At 70.5% G+C, this 21,771-nt stretch carries 23 protein-coding genes; 11 read left to right on the top strand and 12 right to left on the bottom strand.

All coding sequences use genetic code 11. From position 1 onward, the window contains the following. Positions 1 to 41: 41 nt before the first annotated feature. The 3 genes from ACIQM3_RS03055 to ACIQM3_RS03045 all read right to left on the bottom strand — a co-directional run bounded on the left by ACIQM3_RS03055 (position 42) and on the right by ACIQM3_RS03045 (position 3,186). A complete protein-coding gene (locus ACIQM3_RS03055) occupies positions 42 to 1,391 on the bottom strand; it encodes a polysialyltransferase family glycosyltransferase (RefSeq protein ID WP_401617953.1) in 1,350 nt (449 codons plus the stop codon). Between the two features lie 3 nt (positions 1,392 to 1,394). Further along, complete coding sequence (locus ACIQM3_RS03050; protein WP_401617950.1) at positions 1,395 to 2,360, bottom strand: glycosyltransferase family 2 protein; 966 nt, start codon at positions 2,358 to 2,360, stop codon at positions 1,395 to 1,397. 181 nt (positions 2,361 to 2,541) lie between these two features. Continuing rightward, complete coding sequence (locus ACIQM3_RS03045) at positions 2,542 to 3,186, bottom strand: TetR/AcrR family transcriptional regulator C-terminal domain-containing protein (RefSeq protein ID WP_401617948.1); 645 nt, start codon at positions 3,184 to 3,186, stop codon at positions 2,542 to 2,544. A 38-nt stretch (positions 3,187 to 3,224) separates the two neighbouring features. Between ACIQM3_RS03045 and ACIQM3_RS03040 the strand changes: the two genes are divergently transcribed. Beyond that, on the top strand, positions 3,225 to 4,649 hold the full coding sequence (locus ACIQM3_RS03040; protein WP_401617945.1) for an FAD-dependent monooxygenase: 1,425 nt from the start codon (positions 3,225 to 3,227) through the stop codon (positions 4,647 to 4,649). Between the two features lie 18 nt (positions 4,650 to 4,667). Then, positions 4,668 to 5,126 (top strand): MarR family winged helix-turn-helix transcriptional regulator, encoded by a 459-nt coding sequence (locus ACIQM3_RS03035; protein ID WP_401617942.1) that lies wholly within the window; start codon positions 4,668 to 4,670, stop codon positions 5,124 to 5,126. A gap of 10 nt (positions 5,127 to 5,136) precedes the next feature. Here the strand turns inward: ACIQM3_RS03035 and leuE are convergent, their stop codons facing one another. The 3 genes from leuE to ACIQM3_RS03020 all read right to left on the bottom strand — a co-directional run bounded on the left by leuE (position 5,137) and on the right by ACIQM3_RS03020 (position 8,124). Further along, positions 5,137 to 5,796, bottom strand: a complete 660-nt coding sequence (leuE, locus tag ACIQM3_RS03030) for a leucine efflux protein LeuE (protein ID WP_401617939.1) — start codon at positions 5,794 to 5,796, stop codon at positions 5,137 to 5,139. A 58-nt stretch (positions 5,797 to 5,854) separates the two neighbouring features. After that, entirely contained in the window at positions 5,855 to 6,460 is a 606-nt protein-coding gene (locus ACIQM3_RS03025) for a Uma2 family endonuclease (protein WP_401617937.1), read from the bottom strand. A gap of 83 nt (positions 6,461 to 6,543) precedes the next feature. Next, positions 6,544 to 8,124 carry a methylmalonyl-CoA mutase gene (locus tag ACIQM3_RS03020; protein ID WP_401617935.1) on the bottom strand — a complete coding sequence of 527 codons (1,581 nt, stop codon included), beginning with the start codon at positions 8,122 to 8,124 and terminating at the stop codon, positions 6,544 to 6,546. 252 nt (positions 8,125 to 8,376) lie between these two features. Here ACIQM3_RS03020 and ACIQM3_RS03015 point away from each other — a divergent pair, with 252 nt between their 5' ends. Continuing rightward, positions 8,377 to 9,270, top strand: coding sequence for a L,D-transpeptidase family protein (locus ACIQM3_RS03015; RefSeq protein ID WP_401617932.1), 894 nt, complete (start codon positions 8,377 to 8,379; stop codon positions 9,268 to 9,270). Between the two features lie 177 nt (positions 9,271 to 9,447). Here ACIQM3_RS03015 and ACIQM3_RS03010 read toward each other — a convergent pair whose 3' ends face one another. The 6 genes from ACIQM3_RS03010 to ACIQM3_RS02985 form a co-directional block, all read right to left on the bottom strand. Continuing rightward, complete coding sequence (locus ACIQM3_RS03010; RefSeq protein ID WP_401617929.1) at positions 9,448 to 10,545, bottom strand: hypothetical protein; 1,098 nt, start codon at positions 10,543 to 10,545, stop codon at positions 9,448 to 9,450. Beyond that, complete coding sequence (locus ACIQM3_RS03005) at positions 10,545 to 11,228, bottom strand: RNA polymerase sigma factor (RefSeq protein WP_401617926.1); 684 nt, start codon at positions 11,226 to 11,228, stop codon at positions 10,545 to 10,547. The genes ACIQM3_RS03010 and ACIQM3_RS03005 overlap by 1 nt, the downstream gene beginning before the upstream one ends. Before the next feature lie 266 nt (positions 11,229 to 11,494). Next, on the bottom strand, positions 11,495 to 12,088 hold the full coding sequence (locus ACIQM3_RS03000) for a hypothetical protein (protein ID WP_401617923.1): 594 nt from the start codon (positions 12,086 to 12,088) through the stop codon (positions 11,495 to 11,497). A 125-nt stretch (positions 12,089 to 12,213) separates the two neighbouring features. Further along, on the bottom strand, positions 12,214 to 12,720 hold the full coding sequence (locus ACIQM3_RS02995; RefSeq protein ID WP_401617920.1) for a hypothetical protein: 507 nt from the start codon (positions 12,718 to 12,720) through the stop codon (positions 12,214 to 12,216). Positions 12,721 to 12,791: 71 nt separating this feature from the next. Beyond that, positions 12,792 to 13,517 (bottom strand): DUF4328 domain-containing protein, encoded by a 726-nt coding sequence (locus ACIQM3_RS02990; RefSeq protein WP_401617917.1) that lies wholly within the window; start codon positions 13,515 to 13,517, stop codon positions 12,792 to 12,794. Between the two features lie 192 nt (positions 13,518 to 13,709). After that, a complete protein-coding gene (locus ACIQM3_RS02985; RefSeq protein ID WP_401617914.1) occupies positions 13,710 to 15,290 on the bottom strand; it encodes a glycoside hydrolase family 20 protein in 1,581 nt (526 codons plus the stop codon). Between the two features lie 372 nt (positions 15,291 to 15,662). Between ACIQM3_RS02985 and ACIQM3_RS02980 the strand changes: the two genes are divergently transcribed. The 8 genes from ACIQM3_RS02980 (at position 15,663) to ACIQM3_RS02945 (ending at position 21,762) form a co-directional block, all read left to right on the top strand. Next, on the top strand, positions 15,663 to 16,223 hold the full coding sequence (locus tag ACIQM3_RS02980) for a 2-oxo-4-hydroxy-4-carboxy-5-ureidoimidazoline decarboxylase (protein ID WP_401619957.1): 561 nt from the start codon (positions 15,663 to 15,665) through the stop codon (positions 16,221 to 16,223). Positions 16,224 to 16,389: 166 nt separating this feature from the next. Continuing rightward, positions 16,390 to 16,770: a succinate dehydrogenase, cytochrome b556 subunit gene (sdhC, locus tag ACIQM3_RS02975; protein WP_104788456.1), complete on the top strand. Its 381-nt coding sequence runs from the start codon at positions 16,390 to 16,392 to the stop codon at positions 16,768 to 16,770. Between the two features lie 5 nt (positions 16,771 to 16,775). Next, entirely contained in the window at positions 16,776 to 17,255 is a 480-nt protein-coding gene (locus ACIQM3_RS02970; protein WP_401617911.1) for a succinate dehydrogenase hydrophobic membrane anchor subunit, read from the top strand. Between the two features lie 30 nt (positions 17,256 to 17,285). Further along, a complete protein-coding gene (gene sdhA / locus ACIQM3_RS02965; protein ID WP_356712795.1) occupies positions 17,286 to 19,040 on the top strand; it encodes a succinate dehydrogenase flavoprotein subunit in 1,755 nt (584 codons plus the stop codon). Beyond that, positions 19,040 to 19,807, top strand: coding sequence for a succinate dehydrogenase iron-sulfur subunit (locus ACIQM3_RS02960; protein WP_362888331.1), 768 nt, complete (start codon positions 19,040 to 19,042; stop codon positions 19,805 to 19,807). Before sdhA ends, ACIQM3_RS02960 begins: the two co-directional genes overlap by 1 nt. Before the next feature lie 176 nt (positions 19,808 to 19,983). Next, complete coding sequence (locus tag ACIQM3_RS02955) at positions 19,984 to 20,574, top strand: hypothetical protein (RefSeq protein ID WP_401617907.1); 591 nt, start codon at positions 19,984 to 19,986, stop codon at positions 20,572 to 20,574. Between the two features lie 293 nt (positions 20,575 to 20,867). After that, positions 20,868 to 21,302 (top strand): hypothetical protein, encoded by a 435-nt coding sequence (locus tag ACIQM3_RS02950; protein ID WP_401617904.1) that lies wholly within the window; start codon positions 20,868 to 20,870, stop codon positions 21,300 to 21,302. A 7-nt stretch (positions 21,303 to 21,309) separates the two neighbouring features. Then, positions 21,310 to 21,762, top strand: coding sequence for a thiol-disulfide oxidoreductase DCC family protein (locus ACIQM3_RS02945; RefSeq protein WP_401617901.1), 453 nt, complete (start codon positions 21,310 to 21,312; stop codon positions 21,760 to 21,762). Positions 21,763 to 21,771 lie beyond the last annotated feature (9 nt).

Genomic DNA, 21,771 nt, shown 5'->3' with positions numbered 1-21,771 from the left:
GTCATCAGTGGCCGGCCGGGGCGCGCGCCCCGGTTCCGGGGTCAGAGGCCCAGGCTGGTGCGGGTGCGCCGCACGGTGCGGCGCAGCCGGATCGCCGCTCCTCGCGGGCCGCCGCCGGGCAGGGTGAGCTTCTGCAGGCGACGCCGCTTGAAGTAGTGCTGCGTGTCCGTGCCGAGGTGGTCCCGCAGCCAGGCCTCGGCCTCGGCGCGCAGCGTGGGGTGGAGACCGGACTGCATGCAGTAGCCGACCGTTTTGACCAGGGGCGCGAGGGTTTCCGGTGCTGTGGAGGGGAGTTCGGGCACGGGCCGGCCGGCGGCCTGCTCGTCCAGGTCGGGCACGAGGTGGTCGACGATCGTCAGCGGGATGCGGTTGCTGTTCTCGTACGGGGTGATGCGGTCCAGCACGAGACGGGTGCCGACCCGGGCGACGGGGATGCCGTAGTACGCGGCGGCGGTGAACATCGCGGTCGAGAAGCAGCCGACGACGAGCGTGGGAGCGCACCGCTCGTAGAGGGTCTCGGCGAGCAGCGGGCTGTCCAGGGTGGTCAGCCGTATCCCCAGTGCGGCGGCCGCGTCGTCCAGGGCCCTGGAGTAGCGGGCCGGTGCGGTGGGGTGGGGTTTGAAGAGGACGGAGGTGTGGCCGGCCCGCGCCGCGCCGCGCAGCATGCGCAGGTGCAGGTCCTCCTCCTCCTCGGCCGTTAGGATGTTCAGCGCCGCGAGGTACTGCCCGAGGAGCACGGCCGTGGGCGCCTCGGCCTCGGCCTCCGCGAGCCGGCGGTCGCCGTCCGCCGCCCCGGCGATCTCGCCGAGGACCTTGCGGAAGGCGTCGTTCGGGACGAGCTCGGGCTCGACGCCGGACTCGGCGAGGAGGAGCGGACGCAGTCCCGGCACGAGATCCAGGTGGAGCACCCGCTGGATGCGGCAGGCGATGGACCGCGGCACCTTGTTGCGGGTCGGGCCGTAGCTCATCAGCCCGTCCGCGTACACGTGCACGGCGCTCTCGGAGAAGATCGCGGCCAGCGCACGGGCCGGGTTGACCTGGATGGACTCGACGGCGAGGTCGACGGGGGCCTCGGGGGCGATGCCCCACGCGAGGCGGAAGGCGCGCTGCCAGAGCTCGGTCTCCTCGGCGCGCGGCCCCCAGCCGCTCGGGTGGTGCGGGCTGATGGCGTCGTTCCAGTCGACGACGGAGTCGAAGCGGGCGGCGATGTCCCCGTAGCCCCGCATCTCCTCCAGCCGGAGGGCGGTCTCGGGGATCGCCGCGTTGTTGGTCACGAGCAGGACGCGGTGGCTGTCCTGCCCGGGCCCGAACTGGCCGGCGTCGAGGGCCGCCGCGAGTGTGGCCGCCCCGTACAGGGTCGACACCTGGAAGATCTGGGTGCGCGTGGGCATGGGTCAGGCGGCCTTCTGCTTGTCACGCAGGCGGTTGAGCAGCGTGCTGCGCCTGGTGTCCATCATCGTCAGGGTGTGGTCGAGCACCTGCTGCGGCATGCGGCGCAGCGCGGCTGCCGACTCGTGGCGCAGACGCCGGAACGTCGCGGGTTCGTAGGCGTCCGCCTTCTCGTTGTGGAAGGCGATCATCGCGCAGTAGGTGCGGACCGCCTTGGGCAGGAGGATCTCCGCGTCCGGGTCCTCGAGGATCTCGTCGATCAGCGTGTCGTAGGCGGGGAAGAAGTCCAGCTGGCGGGAGTCCTTGATCTGCGTCAGGGACGTGGTGACACCGCGCCGGTAGAAGATGCCGTACAGGTTGAGCGCGGCGTAGGTGCGGGCCCGCAGGTGCAGCTGCCAGATCCACAGCCGGTCCTCCGCGGTGCGCAGCCGGGTGGTGAAGCGGTGGCCGCCGTCCTCGAAGAGCCGCCGGTGGTAGACGCCCGCCCATACGAAGGGGTAGTCGACCATGGTCTCCCACTCGGGGGCCGCGATGCCCTCGCGTGGATCCAGCACCGTGTCACGGAGCCGGGCGGGCGCGCGCTTCACGACGCGGCTGGTCCCGGTGGCCTGGACATGATCGGTGCGGGCGAAGTCGCAGTTCAGCTCGGCGGCGGCGTGCAGCAGCCGGCCCAGGTGGCCGGGGGCGTACCAGTCGTCGCCGTCGAGGAAGGTGACGAAGTCGCCCCGGGCCGCGTCGATGCCGCTGTTGCGGGCCGCCGCGATGCCCACGTTCTTCTCGTGCCGGATGACCTCGGCGTTCGGGAGTCTGTCGGCCCAGCGGTCGACGACGTCCGGCGTCTCGTCCGTGGAGCAGTCGTCGACCAGCAGGAACTCGATGTCCGGGCCCGCGTTACGGGCAAGACTGCCCAGCGTCGTGTCGGCGTAGGCGCCGACATTGTGGAACGGAACGACAACGGACAGCTTCGGCACGCGGGCCCTCACCTTCGATCATGGTCCGCACACGCTAGTGACGCGGATGAAGGGGCGGGTGTCGCACGGCCCGACGAACGGTGAACTCTGGGCGTCGCCGAAGTGACCCGGACCGGGGCGGGCAGCGCGAGAGCCTTTCAGGGGCAGGCCCGCGAGCCCGGCCCGATCCGGACGGGAGGCCCTACGTCACGCCGTACCGCGCCTCGATGCCCGCGACGACGATCCACAGGCCGTCCTCGAAGCGTTCGTCGTAGTTGGCGAAGATCTCGGCCCCGGCCGCCGCCGCGAGCGGATAGCGCTCCAGACGTCCGGCCCGCTCCTCGATGTCGTAACCCTCCCGGCGCTCGTCAGGCATGGGCCGGACGCCCTGCTCCTCCGTGACGAAGCCCATCGTGTACGCGTTAACGGTCACGCCGGCGCGCACGGCCTGCCGCAGCTCGAAGCCGGCCTCGACCATGGTGCGGAGGTGGTCCTCCAGGCCGTCGGCGTGGTCGGTCCCGGTGAACCGGGACCCGCTGTAGACCTTGGCGCCGTCGCGGTAGCGCAGCAGCGCGCCGCGCAGCGCGCTCTGGTACGCGACCATCTGCTGCTGCCAACTGCGGGGCGTGGGCCCGGGCAACTCCTGCGCCAGCATCCGGCGGTACATCACCGTGGCCATCTCGTCGAGCAGCGCCTGCTTGTCCTTGAAGTGCCAGTAGAGCGCGGGCGCCTTGACGTCCAGCTCCCTGGCGATGGCGCGCAGGGTCAGGCCTTCGAGGCCCACCTCGTTCAGCAGTTCCAGTGCGGCGTCCGCGACGCGCGCCCGGTCGATCTTCGTCGTACCCACCTTGACAATTTAACAGCGTTAAGCACACACTCCCAACCATGGAACTTAACAGCGTTAAGGAAACCGAGGTCCTGGTCGTCGGCGCGGGACCCTGTGGCCTCGCTCTGGCATGCGACCTCGCGCGCCGGGGAGTGCGCGCCCTCGTCGTCGAACAAGCCCCCTCGCTCTTCCCCGGCTCGCGCGGCAAGGGCATCCAGCCGCGCACCCGGGAGGTCTTCGACGACCTCGGAGTGGGCGCCGCGGTGCGGGAGCACGGGGGCCCCGCACTTGTCGGGATGATCTGGAAGGACGGCGAGCGCCAGGGCGAGCACGAGATCTTCCGCCGCACCGCACCCACCGAGGCGGAGCCGTACGGGGAGCCCTGGGCGATGCCGCAGTGGCGGACCCAGGAGATCCTGATCGGGCGCCTGCGTGAACTGGGCGGCGACGTGCTCTTCTCGGCCGCCCTCACGGGTCTGTCGCAGGACGCCGACGGGGTCACCGCACGGCTCACCACCGGCGAGGTGCGCGCCTCCTACCTGGTCGCGGCGGACGGCGGACGCTCCACGGTCCGGCGTCTGCTCTCCATCCCGATGGAGGGCGAGACCGTCGACCCGTCGCCCACCCTGGTGGCCGACGTACGGATCACGGAGGCAGCTCTCGACCGGGGCAACTGGCACATCTTCCTGGGCGATGCGGGCATGCTCACGCTCTGCCCGCTGCCCGGCACCCCGGACTTCCAGCTGGTCGCCCAGTTCAAGGAAGGGGCACCCGACACCACACCGGAGGGCGTACGGGCCCTCGTCGCCGCCCGCACCCATCTGGACGCGGACGACATCACCGAGGTGCGCTGGTCGTCGGACTTCCGGCCGAGCGCCGCGCTGGCCGGACGGTTCCGTGACGGCCGGGTCCTCCTCGCGGGCGACGCCGCGCACGTCCACTCCCCGGCCGGCGGCCAGGGGCTGAACACGAGCGTCCAGGACGCGTACAACCTGGGCTGGAAGCTCGGCCAGGTGCTGCGGCACGGCGCGCCCGCCGCCCTGCTGGAGACCTACGAGCAGGAACGCCGCCCGGTCGCCGCCGAGATGCTCGGCCTCTCGACCCGCATCCACCGGGGCGAGCAGGAGCGCGGTTCAGCGGCCCAGCAGTTGGGACTCGGCTACCGCGAGGGTCCGCTGGCGTCCGGCCGGGCGGGGGCCCTGGAGGCCGGTGACCGGGCGCCGGACGGGCCCGCCGGAGAGGGCAGGCGGCTGTTCGACGTCTTCCGGGGCCCGCACTTCACCCTGCTCGCGGTCTCCACGGACACCGCACTGCCCACCCACGACGGCGAGCTGCTGCGGACCTTCCGCACGGAGGCGTACGAGGCCTACGGCAAGGGCCTGTTCCTGATCCGGCCCGACGGTTACATCGGCTGGGCGGGCGAGGACACCACAGGGCTCGCCGAGTACGCCGGACCACTGGGCCTTGACCTCAACTTTGCTTGAGGTCCTACGGTCCAGGGCATGGACTACTCACATGACGACGCGGGACTGGCACGGCAGCCCATCGGCTACTGGAGCTGGGCGGCCCACGAAGCGACCGTGACCCACATCCGGGCCGCCCTGGCCGAACACGGACTGACCCAGCCCCCCTGGTGGGTCCTCAACCAGCTCACCGAGGCGGATGAACACGGCCGCCCGCGCGCCGAGGTCGTCGCGATGCTCCGCGGCTATCTGAACGTCGGCGACTCCCTGGAGCCCGAGATCGACACCCTCATCGCCCAGGGCCTCGTCACCGAGGACCCCACCACCCGCCTGCGGCTGACCGCCGAGGGACACGCGCTGCGCGCCAAGGCGTACGAACGGGTCGGCAGGGCGAGCGCGGAGATCCACGCCGGCATCCCCGACGAGGAGTTCGTCGCCGCGCTCAAGGTCCTCCAGCGAATGATCCACAACGTGGGCGGCAAGGCCTGGCACCACTGACCCGCCGGTCTCACACGCTGCTGAACGACAGCTTCGCCGCGAACCCGAGGAACAGCACACCCGCCGCCGAAGTGGCCCCCGCCGACAGCCGCTTACGGCGGCGGAAGGCGGCGGCCAGGCGGGTGCCACCGAAGATGAGCGCCGTGAGGTAGAGGAAGCTGCCGATCTGCAGCAGCGTGCCCAGCAGCAGGAAGGAGAGCCCCGGATAGGCGTAACCCGGATCGACGAACTGCACGAAGAAGGAGATGAGGAACAGGATCAGCTTGGGATTGAACAGGCTGACCACGAGCGCCCGCCGGTAGGGATGCTCCGTCTCCTTCGCGGGCGCCGCGTCCTCCACCGTCAGCTCGGCCATGCGCTGGTGCCGCTCGCGCCACATCGACACGGCCGTCCGCATCATCCCGATCGCCATCCAGGTCAGATAACCCGCGCCGGCGAACTTGACGACCGCGAAGAGCAGGGGCGTCGTCTGCAGCAGTGAGGCGGCGCCCAGCGCGGACAACGTCATCAGGATCGTGTCCCCGGTCCACACCCCGGCGGCGGCCACATAACCGGTGCGCACCCCGCGCCTGGCGGCGACGGAGAGCACATAGAGCGAGTTCGGCCCCGGCAGCAGAATGATCAGCACAAGGCCGGCGAGATAGGTCGGAAGATCGGTGACACCCAGCATGGACGGAGTGTCGCACGCAGGTACGACACCCCGGCAGGACGGTCCAGAATGCGGCCGGTCAGCCCTCGTCGCCGTCCAGCAGTCGGTCCACCGAGAGCTCCATCTCCACCCCGACCACGTCCGGCACGGTGAACGACATGCCCCTCTTGTGGGGCGTCCGGTTCCTGTACTCACCGCCGCGCGGGTCGGTGCAGACCAGCACCTGGTCGTGCTTGCGGTCGGCCACCACATAGACCGGAATGCCGGCCTGGGCGTAGTCCTCGACCTTGGGGCCGAGATCGTCCGCCCAGTTGGTCGAGGTGACTTCCAGAACCATGCGGAAGACGTGCGGGGCGTAACAGTTCTTCATGACGTGGGCGTCGCGAATGTCTGCCTCTACGACCGACAGATCGGGAATCGCGTAGTCGTCCGGACCGGTGGGCAGCCAGATCCCGACCGCCTGGACCAGTCTCAGCCCGACCCCGCGCGCTCTCGCACCGAACTCCTCGCCGAGCCAGGAAAGTGCCAGCGCATGCGCTACGTCGGCCGGTGGTGTCCCAGTGAGCCTCCCCTGGAGAATCTCCACGCGATGCCCGGGCAGCGAGCGCGCGGCCTGTTCGGCCGCCTCGCCGATCGTCAGCTCCGACTGCATCGTCACCAGCTTTTCGTGCTGAATCACAGCCACGGCATCCTCCTTTCGGAGACCACTGTTCACGAGCCCATCCACGGGTGAGGCCGATCGGCGGGAGATCACCCGCGCGGGTGGCCTCAGAACGCGTCCGTCGGGACGTACGCGCCCCAGACCTCGCGCAGCGCGTTGCAGACCTCGCCCACGGTCGCCCGTGCCCTGAGCGCGTCCTTCATCGGGTAGAGCACGTTGTCCGTACCCTCGGCCGCCTTCTTCAGCTCCGACAGCGCCGCGTCCACCGCCCCCTGGTCGCGTTCGGCGCGGAGCTTCGCCAGGCGGGCCGCCTGCTGGGCCTCGATGGCCGGGTCGACACGGAGCGGCTCGTACGGCTCCTCCTCGTCGAGGCGGAAGCGGTTGACGCCGACGACGACGCGCTCCCCGCTGTCCGTCTCCTGGGCGATGCGGTAGGCGCTGCGCTCGATCTCGCCCTTCTGGAAGCCGCGTTCGATGGCGTCGACCGCGCCACCCATGTCCTCGACCTTGAGCATCAGCTCCAGCGCCGCCGCTTCGACGTCGTCCGTCATCTTCTCGACCACGTACGACCCGGCGAAGGGGTCGACGGTGGCCGTCACGTCCGTCTCGTACGCCAGGACCTGCTGGGTGCGCAGTGCGAGGCGGGCGGACTTGTCCGTCGGCAGGGCGATGGCCTCGTCGAAGGAGTTGGTGTGCAGCGACTGCGTGCCGCCCAGGACCGCGCCCAGCCCCTGCACGGCGACCCGGACCAGGTTGACCTCGGGCTGCTGGGCGGTGAGCTGGACCCCGGCGGTCTGGGTGTGGAAGCGCAGCATCAGGGACTTGGGGTTCTTCGCGCCGAACTCCTCCCGCATCACCTTCGCCCAGATCCGGCGCGCGGCCCGGAATTTGGCGACCTCCTCGAGGATGGTCGTCCGGGCGACGAAGAAGAAGGAGAGCCGGGGCGCGAAGTCGTCCACGTCCATGCCGGCCGAGACGGCGGTGCGGACGTACTCGATGCCGTCCGCGAGGGTGAAGGCGATCTCCTGCGCGGGTGAGGCGCCGGCCTCCGCCATGTGGTAGCCGGAGATGGAGATCGTGTTCCACCTCGGGATCTCGGCCCGGCAGTACTTGAAGATGTCGGCGATCAGCCGCAGCGAGGGCTTCGGCGGGAAGATGTACGTGCCCCGGGCGATGTACTCCTTGAGCACGTCGTTCTGGATGGTGCCCGTCAGCCGGTCCGCGGGGACGCCCTGCTCCTCCGCGACCAGTTGGTAGAGCAGCAGGAGGAGCGCGGCCGGGGCGTTGATGGTCATCGAGGTGGAGACCTCGTCCAGCGGGATCCCGCCGAACAGGACACGCATGTCGTCGAGCGAGTCGATCGCCACGCCGACCTTGCCGACCTCACCGGAGGCGATGGGGGCGTCCGAGTCGTGTCCCATCTGGGTGGGCAGGTCGAACGCGACGGAGAGTCCGGTCGTGCCGTTGGCGATCAGCTGCTTGTAGCGGGCGTTCGACTCGGTGGCGGTGCCGAAGCCCGCGTACTGCCGCATCGTCCACGGCCGGCCCGTGTACATCGACGGGTACACACCACGCGTGAACGGGAAGGCGCCCGGGTCGCCGAGCTTCTCCTCGGCCCGCCAGCCGTCGAGCGCCTCCGGCCCGTAGACCGGCTCGATGGGCAGTCCCGACTCGGACTCACGCGTCATTGCTGTGCCTCCCGCTCAAGCTACTTACCGGTAACGACCTCGCGACGGACTCTAGCCCCGGCGCCCCGGCCTTGGGACCCCTCTCCTGGGACCTTCCTCACAGCCCGTACCGGGAAAGCCTGGACGCATGTCTCCCATCATGGACAGGATTCGGCAACCGGGCAGGACGGGAATCCGTCCCATGAGACAACCGTGCCGCGCGAAAGGTCACGCGCGACCGCGCGGTGACGGGCGAGAACCAGGGGGCCGAGGATGAGACGCACACGGACGGACAGATTCACGCGCGGGGTGCGCAGGGCGGGCGCGGCAGCCGTGGGCGTACTCGCGCTCGCCATGCTGACGGCGGGCTGCAAGGTCGAGACGGTGGGAGCGGCTGAGCCCACCGCCCTCCCGGTGGAGGCCTCCTCACCCCCCTCGTCCTCGTCCGCACCGGACGACGCCAAGCCGGGCGGCGACCGGGCGAGCCCTTCCGCCATCCCCTCCCGGGCACCGAGCGCGCGCCCCTCTCCGCAGCCCAGCACCCTGATGTCCGTCGGCGACCGGAGCAAGCGCGTACGGGAGCTCCAGGCCCGGCTGCGTCAGATCGGCCACTTCACCCGCAGCCCCACCGGGTACTACGGCACCGTGACCGTCACGTCCGTGCAGTCCTTCCAGGGCAAGCGGGGCCTGTCCCGCACGGGGTGGACCGACACCGTGACCTGGGAGCGGCTGCTCGCGATGACGCGGCAGCCGACCGCGAAGGAGCTCGACCCGCCGGCCACACCGGCGGCCGCGAAGCCCGACGCCCGCTGCATGAAGGGCCGCGTCCTGTGCATCAGCAAGAACAGCCGGACGCTGTCCTGGATGATCGACGGCAGGGTCGTCTCGACGATGGACGTGCGGTTCGGCTCGCAGTACACACCCACCCGTGAAGGCACCTTCTCGGTGTACTGGAAGTCCCGCCACCACGTGTCGACGCTCTACGACTCCCCCATGCCGTACGCGATGTTCTTCAGCGGCGGCCAGGCGGTGCACTACTCGTCCGACTTCGCGGCGCGCGGTTACAACGGCGCCTCGCACGGCTGCGTGAACGTACGGGACGAAGGGAAGATCGCGTCGCTCTTCGCCCAGGTGCGGGACGGCGACAAGGTCGTCGTCCATTGGTAGACGGTTCAACCGTATTAGGGGCGCGGGCGGGACCGGGGGAACGTGTCCCGCCCGCGCCGGATGCGCTGAGCCGAAGGTACGGGGGGAACCCCGGCTCGTTGCGCGGCCGATGACCAGTCGGCACTTACTACTGCGCCGGACCGCCGAAGAGTGTTACTGCCGAGTCGTTCTCGCAGGTCAGCGCGTTGCCGACAGGAGCGCGGACGAGGAGCTCGCGGCGGGTCCCGCCGCCGGCCGCTCAGGGCCGTCCTGCGGCGCGTCGTCCTGCGTGGTCTCCCCGGACGGCGTGGTCCCCCCGGACGGCGTACGGAAGGTGATCGCGGGCAGGGAGTTCTCGCCGTCCTTGCCGTCGCCCCCCTTGCCGTTGTTCCCGTCGTCGTCCTGGCCGTCCTCACCGCTCCCGCCGTCACGGCCGCCCGAGCCGAGGAGGCGGTCGCAGAAGCGGTCCAGGTTGCGTTCGCCGTCGGCCAGTTCGAGGAGCCGGGACCTCTCCTCCTGGCTCAGGGTGTTCTCGCGGTAGGCGCGGCAGGCCTTGACCGACTTCTTGAACACCTCGGCCGGGGACCTTCCGGGTGCCTCGGGAGCGGTCGTGTTGCCCTGGGGACCGCCGGTTCCGCTGTCCCGGTCGGTCTCCTCGCGCTCCGTCGCACCGCCGTCGTCCTGCCCGGTGCCCGGATCGCCTCCGGGCACCCCGCCGTCCGGCACGTCCGTGGGCGCCGGAGAGCTGGGCGCACCGGGCGTTCCGGAGGGCAGCGGCGAAGGCGGTTCACCGGCGTCGGGCACCTCGGCGCCCAGCTCCTCGGCCGACGCGGACGCCGAGACGGACGCGGCCGGAACCGGCGAGTCCTTGCCGCCGAACGGTGCGGGAAGCATGCCCGTACCACCGGCGACCGCCACTCCGCCGAGCGCGCATCCGGCGAGCGAGACGGCGAGGCCGTAGCGCAGCGGGCGGGTCCATCGCGGGCGGCGGACCGGCGCCGTGGGCGCCGCCCCGATCCGTACGGTGTGCAGGGCGTCCGGCTGCCTCGCCATTCCGGTGGGGCTCGCCGCTCCGGCCCGCTTCCCGCCCCGGGACGCCTCACGGAAGGCGGCCAGCACCGCGGCCTCACCGGGCAGTTCCTCATCGGCCGGGCCGGGGGCACGCAGCGCGCGCAGCGCCGCCTCCACCCGGCGGGCCTCGGTTCTCGCGTGATCGTCGACGGGCTCGACGGACTCGCCACGGAGCAACATCTCCGCCGCGTCCGCGTCAAGCCACTCGTGCTGCTCGTCGGCCATCACATGTCCTTCTGCGTCCACGGACGCGAATGCGTCACACCGGCGGGCGCCACCACGCCCTGGCGGCCGGGGCGTTGTGCGGGTACGGCGCCGAGCTCCGCTCCCGCCGCCGGAATTTCTTCCTCCGGGCCGTTGCCGGCGCCGACCAGCTCCGCCAGCCGTTTCAGTCCTCGGTGGGCGGCGGTGCGCACCGCGCCGGGACGCTTGCCCAGCGTCCGAGCCGCGCTCTTCGCGTCGAGACCGATCACCACACGGAGCACGACCGCCTCGGCCTGGTCCTGGGGCAGCTGGGCGATGAGGGACATGGTGCGCCCGGTGGCCAGCGACTCCAGCGCCTCGCCCGCCGTGTCGGACTCGGCGGGCTCACCGGCAAGTTCACTCTCGTCGCCGCCGATCGCGGGGCGCCTGCCCCGCATCCGTATGTGGTCGAGCGAGCGGTTGCGCGCTATCCGGGCCGCCCAGCCGCGGAACCGGTCGGCGTCCCCGCTGAAGCGGTCGAGGTCACGCGCTATCTGCAGCCAGGACTCGGACGCCACGTCCTCGGCGTCCGGTTCACCGACCAGCGTCCGTATGTAGCCGAGCAGCCGTGGGTGCACGGCGCGGTACACAGTCCGGAAGGCGTCCTCGTCCCCGTCCTGTGCCGCGAGCACCGCGGCGGTCAGCTCCGCGTCGTCCCCCAGCACTCCCTCAACCCGCCCTGCTGATCCGAATCGTAGCTGGTCACCACTACTGCGCCACGCTGCGCGACTCAGCACGCTACGTGGTCGGACGGTACCCCGTCCATGACTTGTACAACCTGCAACTGTCTCCTGACTCAGTGCGGTGTGACAGAAAACGCACCCATGGCGCTGAGATGAGTACGGGGTCGCTCTGCGGCCCCGTGGAAGACGACCGGGGCCTCTCCTGTGGGGGGTGGCGGCCCCGGTCGTCGTCCCCTCCCCTCATGACGTCACGTCAGGGTCACGCCGCCGGGCCCGCCACGGCCGCGAGCGCGGCGGGACATCACCGCGCGCAGCACCCGCCGGCCCTCGGTCGACAGATCCAGGGCCCGGCGCAGGCCCGGCGCGCCGCCCGGTGTTCCGGCGGTCCCGGCGAGGCCCTCCAGGATCGCGACCTGTCGGCGGAGTTCTCCCGTGACGAGAGGGCCACCGCCCATGGCGCCGTCGGCCCGGCAGGCCTCGGCCGTCCGCGCGCCGTCACCGGCCGGGAAGTCCGACTCCCCGTGGATGTCCAGCGCGAGGAGCGAGCAGGCGTCCGCCCACGCGCGCAGCGGCCCCGCGGCGAAGTCCCGGGGTGCGGCGGCGAGCAGCGCCCGGACGCGGGCCGCCGTGGCGTCCCGGCCCGCTGCGCCCTCCAGCGCCGCGTGTGCGGTGTCGAGCCGGGCGGCCCATTCCGCGCCGCTCCCGCAGCCCGTCCAGAGCGGGCGCAGCGGCTCCGGGTCGTCCCCGTCCTCAGGCGGCGGAAGACAGCGGTCCAGACAGGCGACCGCGCTCGCCGCCAGACCCCGCTCGTCGGCACGAGCGATCAGCTCCAGCAGACTCATCGACGCCTCCCCCATCGGTTCACCGGTCACTCGGTCGTCGGGGAGCACTCCGCTTCCCGTTACCGCGTACAGCGCTAGATGGCCGAAAAGCGTCACTCTTCCGACACGGGAGATCACAGCGGGACTCAGTCGGACAGGCTCTCGATGCCCAGACGATCCAGGAAAGTGAAGAAAAGTTCCTCCGCGGACCACTGGGGCCGCTCGATGCGCAGCAGTTCGAGCAGAGGGCCTTCGAGGACGCCCTGGCCGGATTCGGCCGCCCATGCGACGGCCCGCGCCGCGGCGTCCTCGGGTGGCAGGAAAAGGTCCTCCAGCGTCAGGCCGTCCCGGTCGATGTGCGCGGCCATCGGCGCCCTGCCGAGGCAGGCGTACCAGGACCCGCTGTGCGGCGCCGCGGCCTCGACGGCCACGCAGACGCCGTCCATGACGAAACCGAGGAGGACCGGCGCCCGTGCGGCGTCGGCGAGTGCGGTCATGCTGCCGAGCGAGGGCTCGGTGGGGTGGGACCAGACCTGCCAGCCGTCCGCGCGGTACTCCCGCAGCGTGAGCCGTTCGCGCGCGTCGCGCAGCGCGGGGTGGCCGATGAGCGGCTCCCCGCTGCGGCCCACCAGATACAAGCCCCAGAAACCCACGTCGTGCTCCCCCCGCGGTCCGGACCATTCTTCCCGCCCGGGACCACGGGGAAGCGCGAAAACGGGTCAACTCAGACGGGCGCCGGGCCGGCCGGAGAGGGGGCGGACAGCGGGGTCGCGCCGAGGGCCGCGCGCTCGCCCTGCATCCGGGTCAGCTTCCGTACGAAGAGGATCGCGAGGACGGCCGCGGCGATGTCGAGCACGTCGCCCACCAGGACCAGGCCGACCGCGTCGGCGATCTCCGGCGCCGACGGCGCCTGCTCGTACTGCCTGCCCGCGTACTGCCTGTAGAGCATCGAGAAGACCCAGACACCCCACCAGAGGTTCAGTGGCGCCATGGAGACGGTCCGCCAACTGTCGTCGGGGTCGTTCTGCGCGCTCGCGGTCCAGATGCCGCCCGCGACCCTGCGCGGCAGCCAGAAGTTGGCGACCGGGACGAACCATGCGCCGATCGCCCAGCCCGGCCGCAGGTGCTGCAGACCCGCGTCGAACACCTCGGCGTTGAGCCGCACCCGGCGGAACCAGAGGATGAAGACGATTGCGGTGGCCAGCAGCGCGTACGCCTGCAGGGTGCCGGCCGCCCCGTAGAGGACCTCGGCACGGCCGGCCGTCCCCGCGTCGTACAGCGCCGTGTCGCCGATGCCCGCGTACTCGTCCCGGAGGTTCAGCCCCGCGGCCATCGCGAACACATCGGTCGCGATGACGGCGCCGAGCAGGGCGACGGCGGCCTTGGCGAGCCCGACAGGCGAGCGGAGCCGATGGAACGCTTCCGCGGACGGGGCCGGAGCCGCGGCCATCAGTCCGTCCGGCAATGAGGGATACATGGCCGCGCAGCGGGCGCAACGGCCCACCGTGGACGCGATTGCTCTCAGTCCGCACTTGGTGCACATCATGAAGAGGAGCCCCCCGGCTTCGTCGGTGACGCACGAGCCGCGCGCCCCTCCCCAGGGCGCGCGGCACATGGAACCCGGAGACTACGCGGCCACGGATCAGCTGGTCTCGTCGGCGAGCTGCTCGAACTGCGCCCAGCTCAGCTTCGGCTCCCGCGGGTCCCACAGCTTCTGGGAGACCGCGTTGAGCGGCATCCGGATCCCCTCCGCCACCTGCGCCTGCGTCTGCGCGTTCGGGAAATCGCCCCAGACCGCGAACCGGCCGCCCAGGATCTGCTTCGAATAGCGCTCGGCCACCGGCTCGGTTCCGCGCAGGACGAGCGGCGTCCACTGCTCGTAGATCCGCTCACCCGTCGGGTACGTGAAGTCGTTGGGCTCGCCGAGCACGTAGTAGAGGTACTCGTCGTTGAGGTTGATCACCTTGCGGCCCTCGGCGAGGTAGTCCTGGGGCGGCCGGGCACCGATCTCCTTGCCCGTCCAGTACTCGACCTCGATGCCCTTGTCGCCGGTGACCGACCCGCCGCTGAAGAAGCCGTCGTTCCACGCCTTGGGGATCTTCTTCGCCTTGGTGACGACCGCGGCGCGGTCGTTCAGCCAGCCCTCCGCCAGGTCCTGGACGGTGGCGCCGTCGCCGTACTTCTCCCGTGCGGCGGCGGCCAGCTGCGGGTAGGAGGCGGCCGGATCGCTCACGGTGAGCGCCTGGTACTCGTCGGCGCCCACGTGGAACCAGTCGCCGGGGAAGAGCTCCGCGTACTCCTTGAGCAGGTCGTCGACGATCCGTGCCGACTCGGGCTTCGAGATGTCGATGGCGCCCTCCCGCACGACTCCCTGCGTGTTCCGCAGCTGAAGGTCGGGGTGGGCCTCCAGGACCGCGCCCAGGTGTCCGGGCGAGTCGATCTCGGCGACGATCGTGATGTGGAGGCTCTGCGCGAGCTTCACGATCCGGCGGACCTCCGCCTTGGTGAGGTGCTCCTCGGAGACGACCTCGGGGTGTGAGTCGGACTCGATCCGGAAGGCCTGGTCGTCGGAGAAGTGGAGACCGAGCTGGTTGAGCTTGAGGTCGGCCATCTCGCGCAGCCGGTCCTCGATCCAGTCCGCGTCGTAGTGCTTGCGCGCGATGTCGAGGTTGAGCCCGCGCTGCGGGCGGTCGGGCATGTCACGCACCACGCCCTCGGGCACGGTGTCGTCGGCACTCAGCGACTGCTTGAGGGTGCGGGTCCCGTAGAAGACGCCCGCCTGGCCCGGACCGCTGATCGTGACCCTGTTGTCCTCGGTCCTCAGGGTGTAGGACTCCTGGCCTCCCTTGCCCCCGAGCGCCAGCTCCACATCGCCGGAGCGGGCGGACTTCTCGCCCCGGTAGCCGATCCTCAGCTCCTGGGCGAGCAGTTTCGCCTCGTCGGCCAGCTCGGGGTCGGCCGCGACGACCGTGCTGTCCTTGGCCGGTTTCCAGCCCGGCCCGCGCGCGGCGGTGTGCTCCCGGACCGCGGGTATCGTCCGCGGCGTCGTGGAGAGCGGGTAGCTCCGGGTGGGTGACGGGGATGCCGACGTGCGGGACGAGGCCGACGCGCCGTTCCCCGCTCCGGGGCCGGAGTCCTCGGGCCAGACGACGACGGTGAGGGTGACGGCGGCTGCCACCGCGACGGCGGCGCCGGCCACCAGGGGTGCGCGTGAAGGCGACATCAGTCAGAAACCTCCGGATCGGGGGAGAAACAGTTCAAAGAAGATGAGAAAGTCGGGCATTTCCCCCGCTGATTCGTCCATCAAGCGTTCCGAAACTCTCCCGTCCGGGTGAATTTCTCGCATCATTCGGCTGCGCGTCGCCCGCCCTCGATAGCGTGGCAGCACCCAGGTCCAGTCCTCACTCCCACCCTCCGCGCAACCTCGTCGCTCTCCGGCCCCTCTCCAGGGTCACAGATGTCATTCATTCGAGGAGTCCCGCTGTCCAGGTCCAGCGAGTCCCACGCCGGCCTGCCGAAACCACCGCAGCAGGCCGGGCCGACGGCCGTTCCCTTCCAGAACCAGGGCCCTGCCCCGGCCCTTCGCGAGGCCCCGGTGGAGGCCCCCGTTCCGGAACCAGTGTCCGTGAGTCGGCGCCCCAGTGCCCACTCGAGTGGCCTCGGCCGCTTCAACGCCTGGCCCCGGGACCTGGCCGAGGCCGCCCTGCTGGAGTGCTGCGGGAGCCACCGCTGGTCGCAGCGGCTGGCCGCCCACCGCCCCTATCCGGACCCGGAGACGCTGCTCGCCGCCTCGGACGAGGCGGGATACGACCTCGGGCCCGCCGATCTGGCCGAGGCGCTCGCCGCGGAGAGCGCCCCCTGCCTGCACCACGACGCGCCCCGCGCCGCCCACCTGGCGCTGCGCGCCGCGTACGCGGCGTACGAGAGCCGGTTCGGCCACGCCTTCGTGATCTGCCTCGACGGCCTGCGCCCCTCCCACCACGTCGACCAGGTGCTGGCCGCCATCCGCACCCGGCTGGCGCACGAACCGGACGAGGAGCGCTCCCTGACCGCGGAGGAGATGCGACGACTCGCCCGGGGCCGCATCATCGAGCTGCTGACGGAGGCGGGCCTGGTGCCCGACCCGTTCCCCCCGGTGGCATATGACCCGCGGTAGCCCGTCCGTGCCTGTTTGGCTGCCGCTTTGATCACACCGCAGGCCCCGCCGCAATGGAACCGACAAAGCGTCGCTACGATGGCCAGGGCCGGTGGACCGTACCCGGCCGGGTCAGACCGACAGTCAAGCCGGCCGGCCCCAATCCCCGCTCCCGGAGGGTTCTTCCGTGCCGGCTGGAACGCTGTACCGCGGCCGGGAAGGCATGTGGTCCTGGGTGGCTCATCGAGTCACCGGTGTCCTCATTTTCTTCTTCCTGTTCGTACACGTCCTGGACACCGCTCTCGTGCGTGTCTCCCCCGAGGCGTACGACGACGTCGTGGCCACCTACAAGACCCCGCTCGTCGCGCTGCTCGAGTACGGCCTGGTGGCCGCGATCCTGTTCCACGCGCTGAACGGTCTCCGCATCGTCGCCGTGGACTTCTGGTCCAAGGGCGCGCGCTATCAGAAGCAGATGCTCTGGACCGTCCTGGGTATCTGGATCGTGCTGATGGTCGGGGCCCTGTACCCCGTCCTCGGTCACGCCGTACGTGAAGTCTTCGGGAGCTGAGGCCGATGTCCACCGAGACACCTTCTTCCGCGATCGGGGACGTCGAGGGCGTAAGCCCGTACGGCGTCGACAACCCGGCCCCGGTGATCGAGCCCCCGCGCCAGCGCACGGGCAAGACCCCCAAGGGTTCGCGCACGAACTTCGAGATGTACGCCTGGCTCTTCATGCGCCTGTCGGGCATTGTGCTGGTCGTCCTCGTCATCGGCCACCTGCTGATCCAGCTGGTGCTCGACGGCGGCGTGTCCAAGATCGGCTTCGCCTTCGTCGCGGGCCGCTGGGCCTCGCCGTTCTGGCAGGTCTGGGACCTGGCGATGCTGTGGCTCGCCATGCTGCACGGCGCCAACGGCCTCCGTACGGTCATCAACGACTACGCCGAACGGGACAACACCCGCTTCTGGCTGAAGATGCTCCTGTACACCGCCACGGTGTTCACCGTCCTGCTGGGCACGCTGGTGATCTTCACCTTCGACCCGAACATCCGCTAGGCGCCGGGACAGAGGGACCAGAGGAAAACCATGCAGATCCACAAGTACGACACCGTCATCGTCGGCGCCGGCGGCGCCGGCATGCGCGCGGCCATCGAGTCGACCAAGCGCAGCCGCACCGCCGTGCTGACGAAGCTCTACCCCACCCGCTCCCACACGGGCGCCGCGCAGGGCGGCATGGCCGCCGCGCTGGCCAACGTGGAGGAGGACAACTGGGAGTGGCACACCTTCGACACGATCAAGGGCGGCGACTACCTGGTCGACCAGGACGCCGCCGAGATCCTCGCGAAGGAGGCCATCGACGCCGTCCTCGACCTGGAGAAGATGGGCCTGCCGTTCGGCCGTACGCCCGAGGGCAAGATCGACCAGCGCCGCTTCGGCGGTCACTCCCGCAACCACGGTGAGGCCCCGGTCCGTCGCGCCTGCTACTCCGGCGACCGCACCGGCCACATGATCCTCCAGACGCTGTACCAGAACTGCGTCAAGGAGGGCGTGGAGTTCTTCAACGAGTTCTACGTCCTTGACCAGCTGGTCGTCGAGGTGGACGGCGTCAAGAAGTCCGCCGGCGTCGTCGCCTACGAGCTGGCCACGGGCGAGATCCACGTCTTCCAGGCGAAGTCGGTCATCTACGCCTCGGGCGGCACCGGCAAGTTCTTCAAGGTGACGTCGAACGCGCACACCCTGACCGGTGACGGCCAGGCCGCCTGCTACCGCCGGGGTCTGCCGCTGGAGGACATGGAGTTCTTCCAGTTCCACCCGACGGGCATCTGGCGCATGGGCATCCTGCTGACGGAGGGCGCCCGTGGTGAGGGCGGCATCCTCCGCAACAAGGACGGCGAGCGCTTCATGGAGAAGTACGCGCCGGTCATGAAGGACCTCGCGTCCCGTGACGTCGTGTCCCGCTCCATCTACACGGAGATCCGTGAGGGCCGCGGCTGCGGTCCCGAGGGCGACCACGTCTACCTCGACCTCACGCACCTCCCCCCGGAGCAGCTGGACGCGAAGCTCCCGGACATCACCGAGTTCGCGCGCACGTACCTCGGTATCGAGCCCTACACGGACCCGATCCCGATCCAGCCGACCGCGCACTACGCCATGGGCGGCATCCCGACCAACGTCGAGGGTGAGGTGCTGGCCGACAACACCACCGTCGTCCCGGGCCTGTACGCCGCCGGCGAGGTCGCCTGTGTCTCTGTGCACGGCGCCAACCGCCTCGGCACCAACTCGCTGCTCGACATCAACGTCTTCGGACGCCGCTCGGGCATCGCCGCCGCCGAGTACTCCGCGAAGAACGACTTCGTCGAGCTTCCCGAGAACCCGGCCCAGCTGGTCCAGGAGCAGGTCGAGCGGCTGCGCAACTCGACGGGCACCGAGCGTGTCCACGCGCTCCGCACGGAGCTGCAGGAGTGCATGGACGCCAACGTGATGGTGTTCCGCACCGAGCAGACCATCAAGACCGCGGTCGACAAGATCGCCGAGCTGCGGGCGCGCTACCTCAACGTGTCCATCCAGGACAAGGGCAAGCGGTTCAACACCGACCTGCTGGAGGCCATCGAGCTGGGCAACCTGCTCGACCTGGCCGAGGTCATGGCGACCTCCGCGCTGGCCCGCAAGGAGTCCCGCGGCGGTCACTACCGCGAGGACTTCCCGAACCGCGACGACGTCAACTTCATGCGCCACACCATGGCGTACCGCGAGGTCGCGGACGACGGCACCGAGTCGATCCGGCTCGACTACAAGCCGGTCGTCACGACCCGCTACCAGCCGATGGAGCGTAAGTACTGATGGCTACCCCGACCCTGGACAAGACCGACAAGGCCGAGGCGGGCTTCGCCGACACCCCGTACATCACGGCCACGTTCCGGATCCGCCGCTTCAACCCCGAGGTCTCGGACGAGGCCCAGTGGCAGGACTTCCAGATCTCGATCGACCCGAAGGAGCGTGTGCTCGACGCCCTTCACAAGATCAAGTGGGAGCAGGACGGCACGCTGACGTTCCGGCGCTCCTGCGCGCACGGCATCTGCGGCTCCGACGCGATGCGGATCAACGGCAAGAACAGGCTCGCCTGCAAGACGCTGATCAAGGACATCAACCCGGAGAAGCCGATCACGGTCGAGGCCATCAAGGGCCTCACGGTCCTCAAGGACCTCGTGGTCGACATGGACCCGTTCTTCCAGGCCTACCGCGATGTCATGCCCTTCCTCGTCACCAAGGGGAACGAGCCGACCCGCGAGCGCCTGCAGTCCCCCGAGGACCGCGCGCGCTTCGACGACACCACCAAGTGCATCCTGTGCGCCGCGTGCACGTCCTCGTGCCCGGTGTTCTGGAACGACGGCCAGTACTTCGGCCCGGCGGCGATCGTCAACGCGCACCGCTTCATCTTCGACTCGCGTGACGAGGCCGGGGAGCAGCGCCTGGAGATCCTCAACGACCGTGACGGTGTGTGGCGTTGCCGCACGACGTTCAACTGCACGGACGCCTGCCCGCGTGGCATCGAGGTCACCAAGGCGATCCAGGAAGTGAAGCGCGCGCTGATCACCCGCCGCTTCTGACCCACGCGTTGCCTCGGGAGGCCCCGCTCCGCGCACCGACCGTGCGCGGAGCGGGGCCTCTTTGGTGCATCGCGCGGGCAGGGGCGGTACGGTCATGCGGAGCCACTGAACGGCTCGCTCCTCCCGGGGCGGCACAGCACGGGAGCAGATGGCTTGATGGAGAACGGGGAACGTCAATGAGCGATCCGAATCCGTACGCGGACGACTCATACAAGTGGGGCCCGCCCCAGCCGCCGGGCAACCCGCCCACGATGCCGGACGGCCAGGGTTACGGCTATCCGGCGCCGGGCGCCCCTCCGGCGTACGGCTATCCGCAGCCGCTGCCCGACTCCGCGGCCCAGCCCGGTCCCGGTTACGGCTACCCGGGTCCCGGACAGCCGACGGAGCCCGGCTTCAACCTGCCGGTGCAGCAGGGCGGCGGGGGAGTCCCGGTGCTCTCGCTCGGTGACATCACGGTGATGAACGACGGCATCGTGACCCCGTCCGGCACCCTGCCGCTCAAGGGCGCGGTGTGGACGGCGACCGACATGTCGCGCACGGAGGAGAAGATCCCGACCGTGGGCATCGTGCTCGCGATCGTCTTCGCACTGTTCTGCCTCATCGGTCTGCTGTTCCTCCTGATGAAGGAGAAGCGCACGACCGGCTTCGTGCAGATCACGGTCACCAGCGGCGGCCGGCACCACCAGACGATGATCCCGGCGACGGGCCCCGAGACCTTCCAGTGGGTCATGTCGCAGGTCAACACGGCGCGTTCGATGAGCGCCTGAGACCCGTCACGGCCCCGCAGGCCCCCAGGGCGACCGGCTGCTGAAAGGCCGTCATGTGCGCCTCGGGGGCGCGGTCCGGGACCGCCTCGGACGGCGTCGAGCCGCAACAGGCCTCCGGCCGGGCCCGGGCGGGCGCGTGTCACCGCCGCCCCGCGTCCGGCCGCCGCGCGTCCCTTCCCGCTTTCCCTCCCTCCAGCGTTCCGGCAGCCGCTCGAGCGCTGCTTGAACATGTTCAAAAACAGGCCTACTGTTATGGCATCAGCATTTTGAACGCGTTCAAGGGAGGGTGGGGCATGGACCTCACTGTGCTCGCGTACGTCATCTACCTGCTCATCAGCGTGGCGCTCACCATCTGGGTCGCCCGCACTCTCAGCCGCAACGGCAAGGTCTTCCTCGCCGACGTGCTCCAGGGCAACGAGAAGCTTGCGGACGCCGTGAACCACCTGCTGGTGGTCGGCTTCTACCTGGTCAACCTGGGCTTCGTCACGCTCTATCTGAAGAACGCCGACGGGGTCGCCGACGCCCGGCAGCTCTTCGAGGCCCTCTCGGTGAAGGTCGGCGTCGTCCTGCTGGTGCTGGGAGTGATGCACCTGGGCAACGTCTACGTACTCAACAAGATCCGCCGCCGCGGCCTGATGGAGCGCGAGCAGACCCCGCCCGTGCCGCCGCAGGGCTGGGCAGGCCCGGGGCCCCAGGGCCCCTGGGCCGCACCCGCCCCCGGGAGGTGACCGGGCCGTGGCGCACGCCCCGGTCACACCGACCCCGGACCCGCACCCTCCGGTCACCCGGCTCACAGTGCTCTACGACGCCCGGTGCCCGCTCTGCACCCATCTGCGGGACTGGCTGCTGCGGCAGCGCCAACTCGTCCCGCTCGATCTCGTCCCGGCCGGTTCCGGGGAGGCGCGGCGCCGCTTCCCCGGGCTCGACCACGCGGGAACGCTCGAGGAGATCACGGTGGTCGGGGACCTGGGGCAGGTCTACCGGGGTACCGACGCCTGGATCGTCTGCCTCTGGGCCCTGGCCGAGCACCGGCCCGCGGCCCACTGGCTGACCACTCCCCTGGGGCGTCCGCTCGCCCGTGCGACGGTGCTCGCCGCTGCGAAGTACCGGTCCGTCACGGCGGAGCGGTGCGGCTCCGCCGTGAGTGGCTGCCGCCCGCCGGGTCCGGCGGGTGGATCTCCCGGATAGCCTTGGGGC

This window comes from Streptomyces sp. NPDC091271, assembly GCF_044757505.1.
In the GTDB taxonomy this organism is placed as follows: domain Bacteria; phylum Actinomycetota; class Actinomycetes; order Streptomycetales; family Streptomycetaceae; genus Streptomyces.
This window is presented reverse-complemented; position numbering and strand designations above follow the sequence as displayed.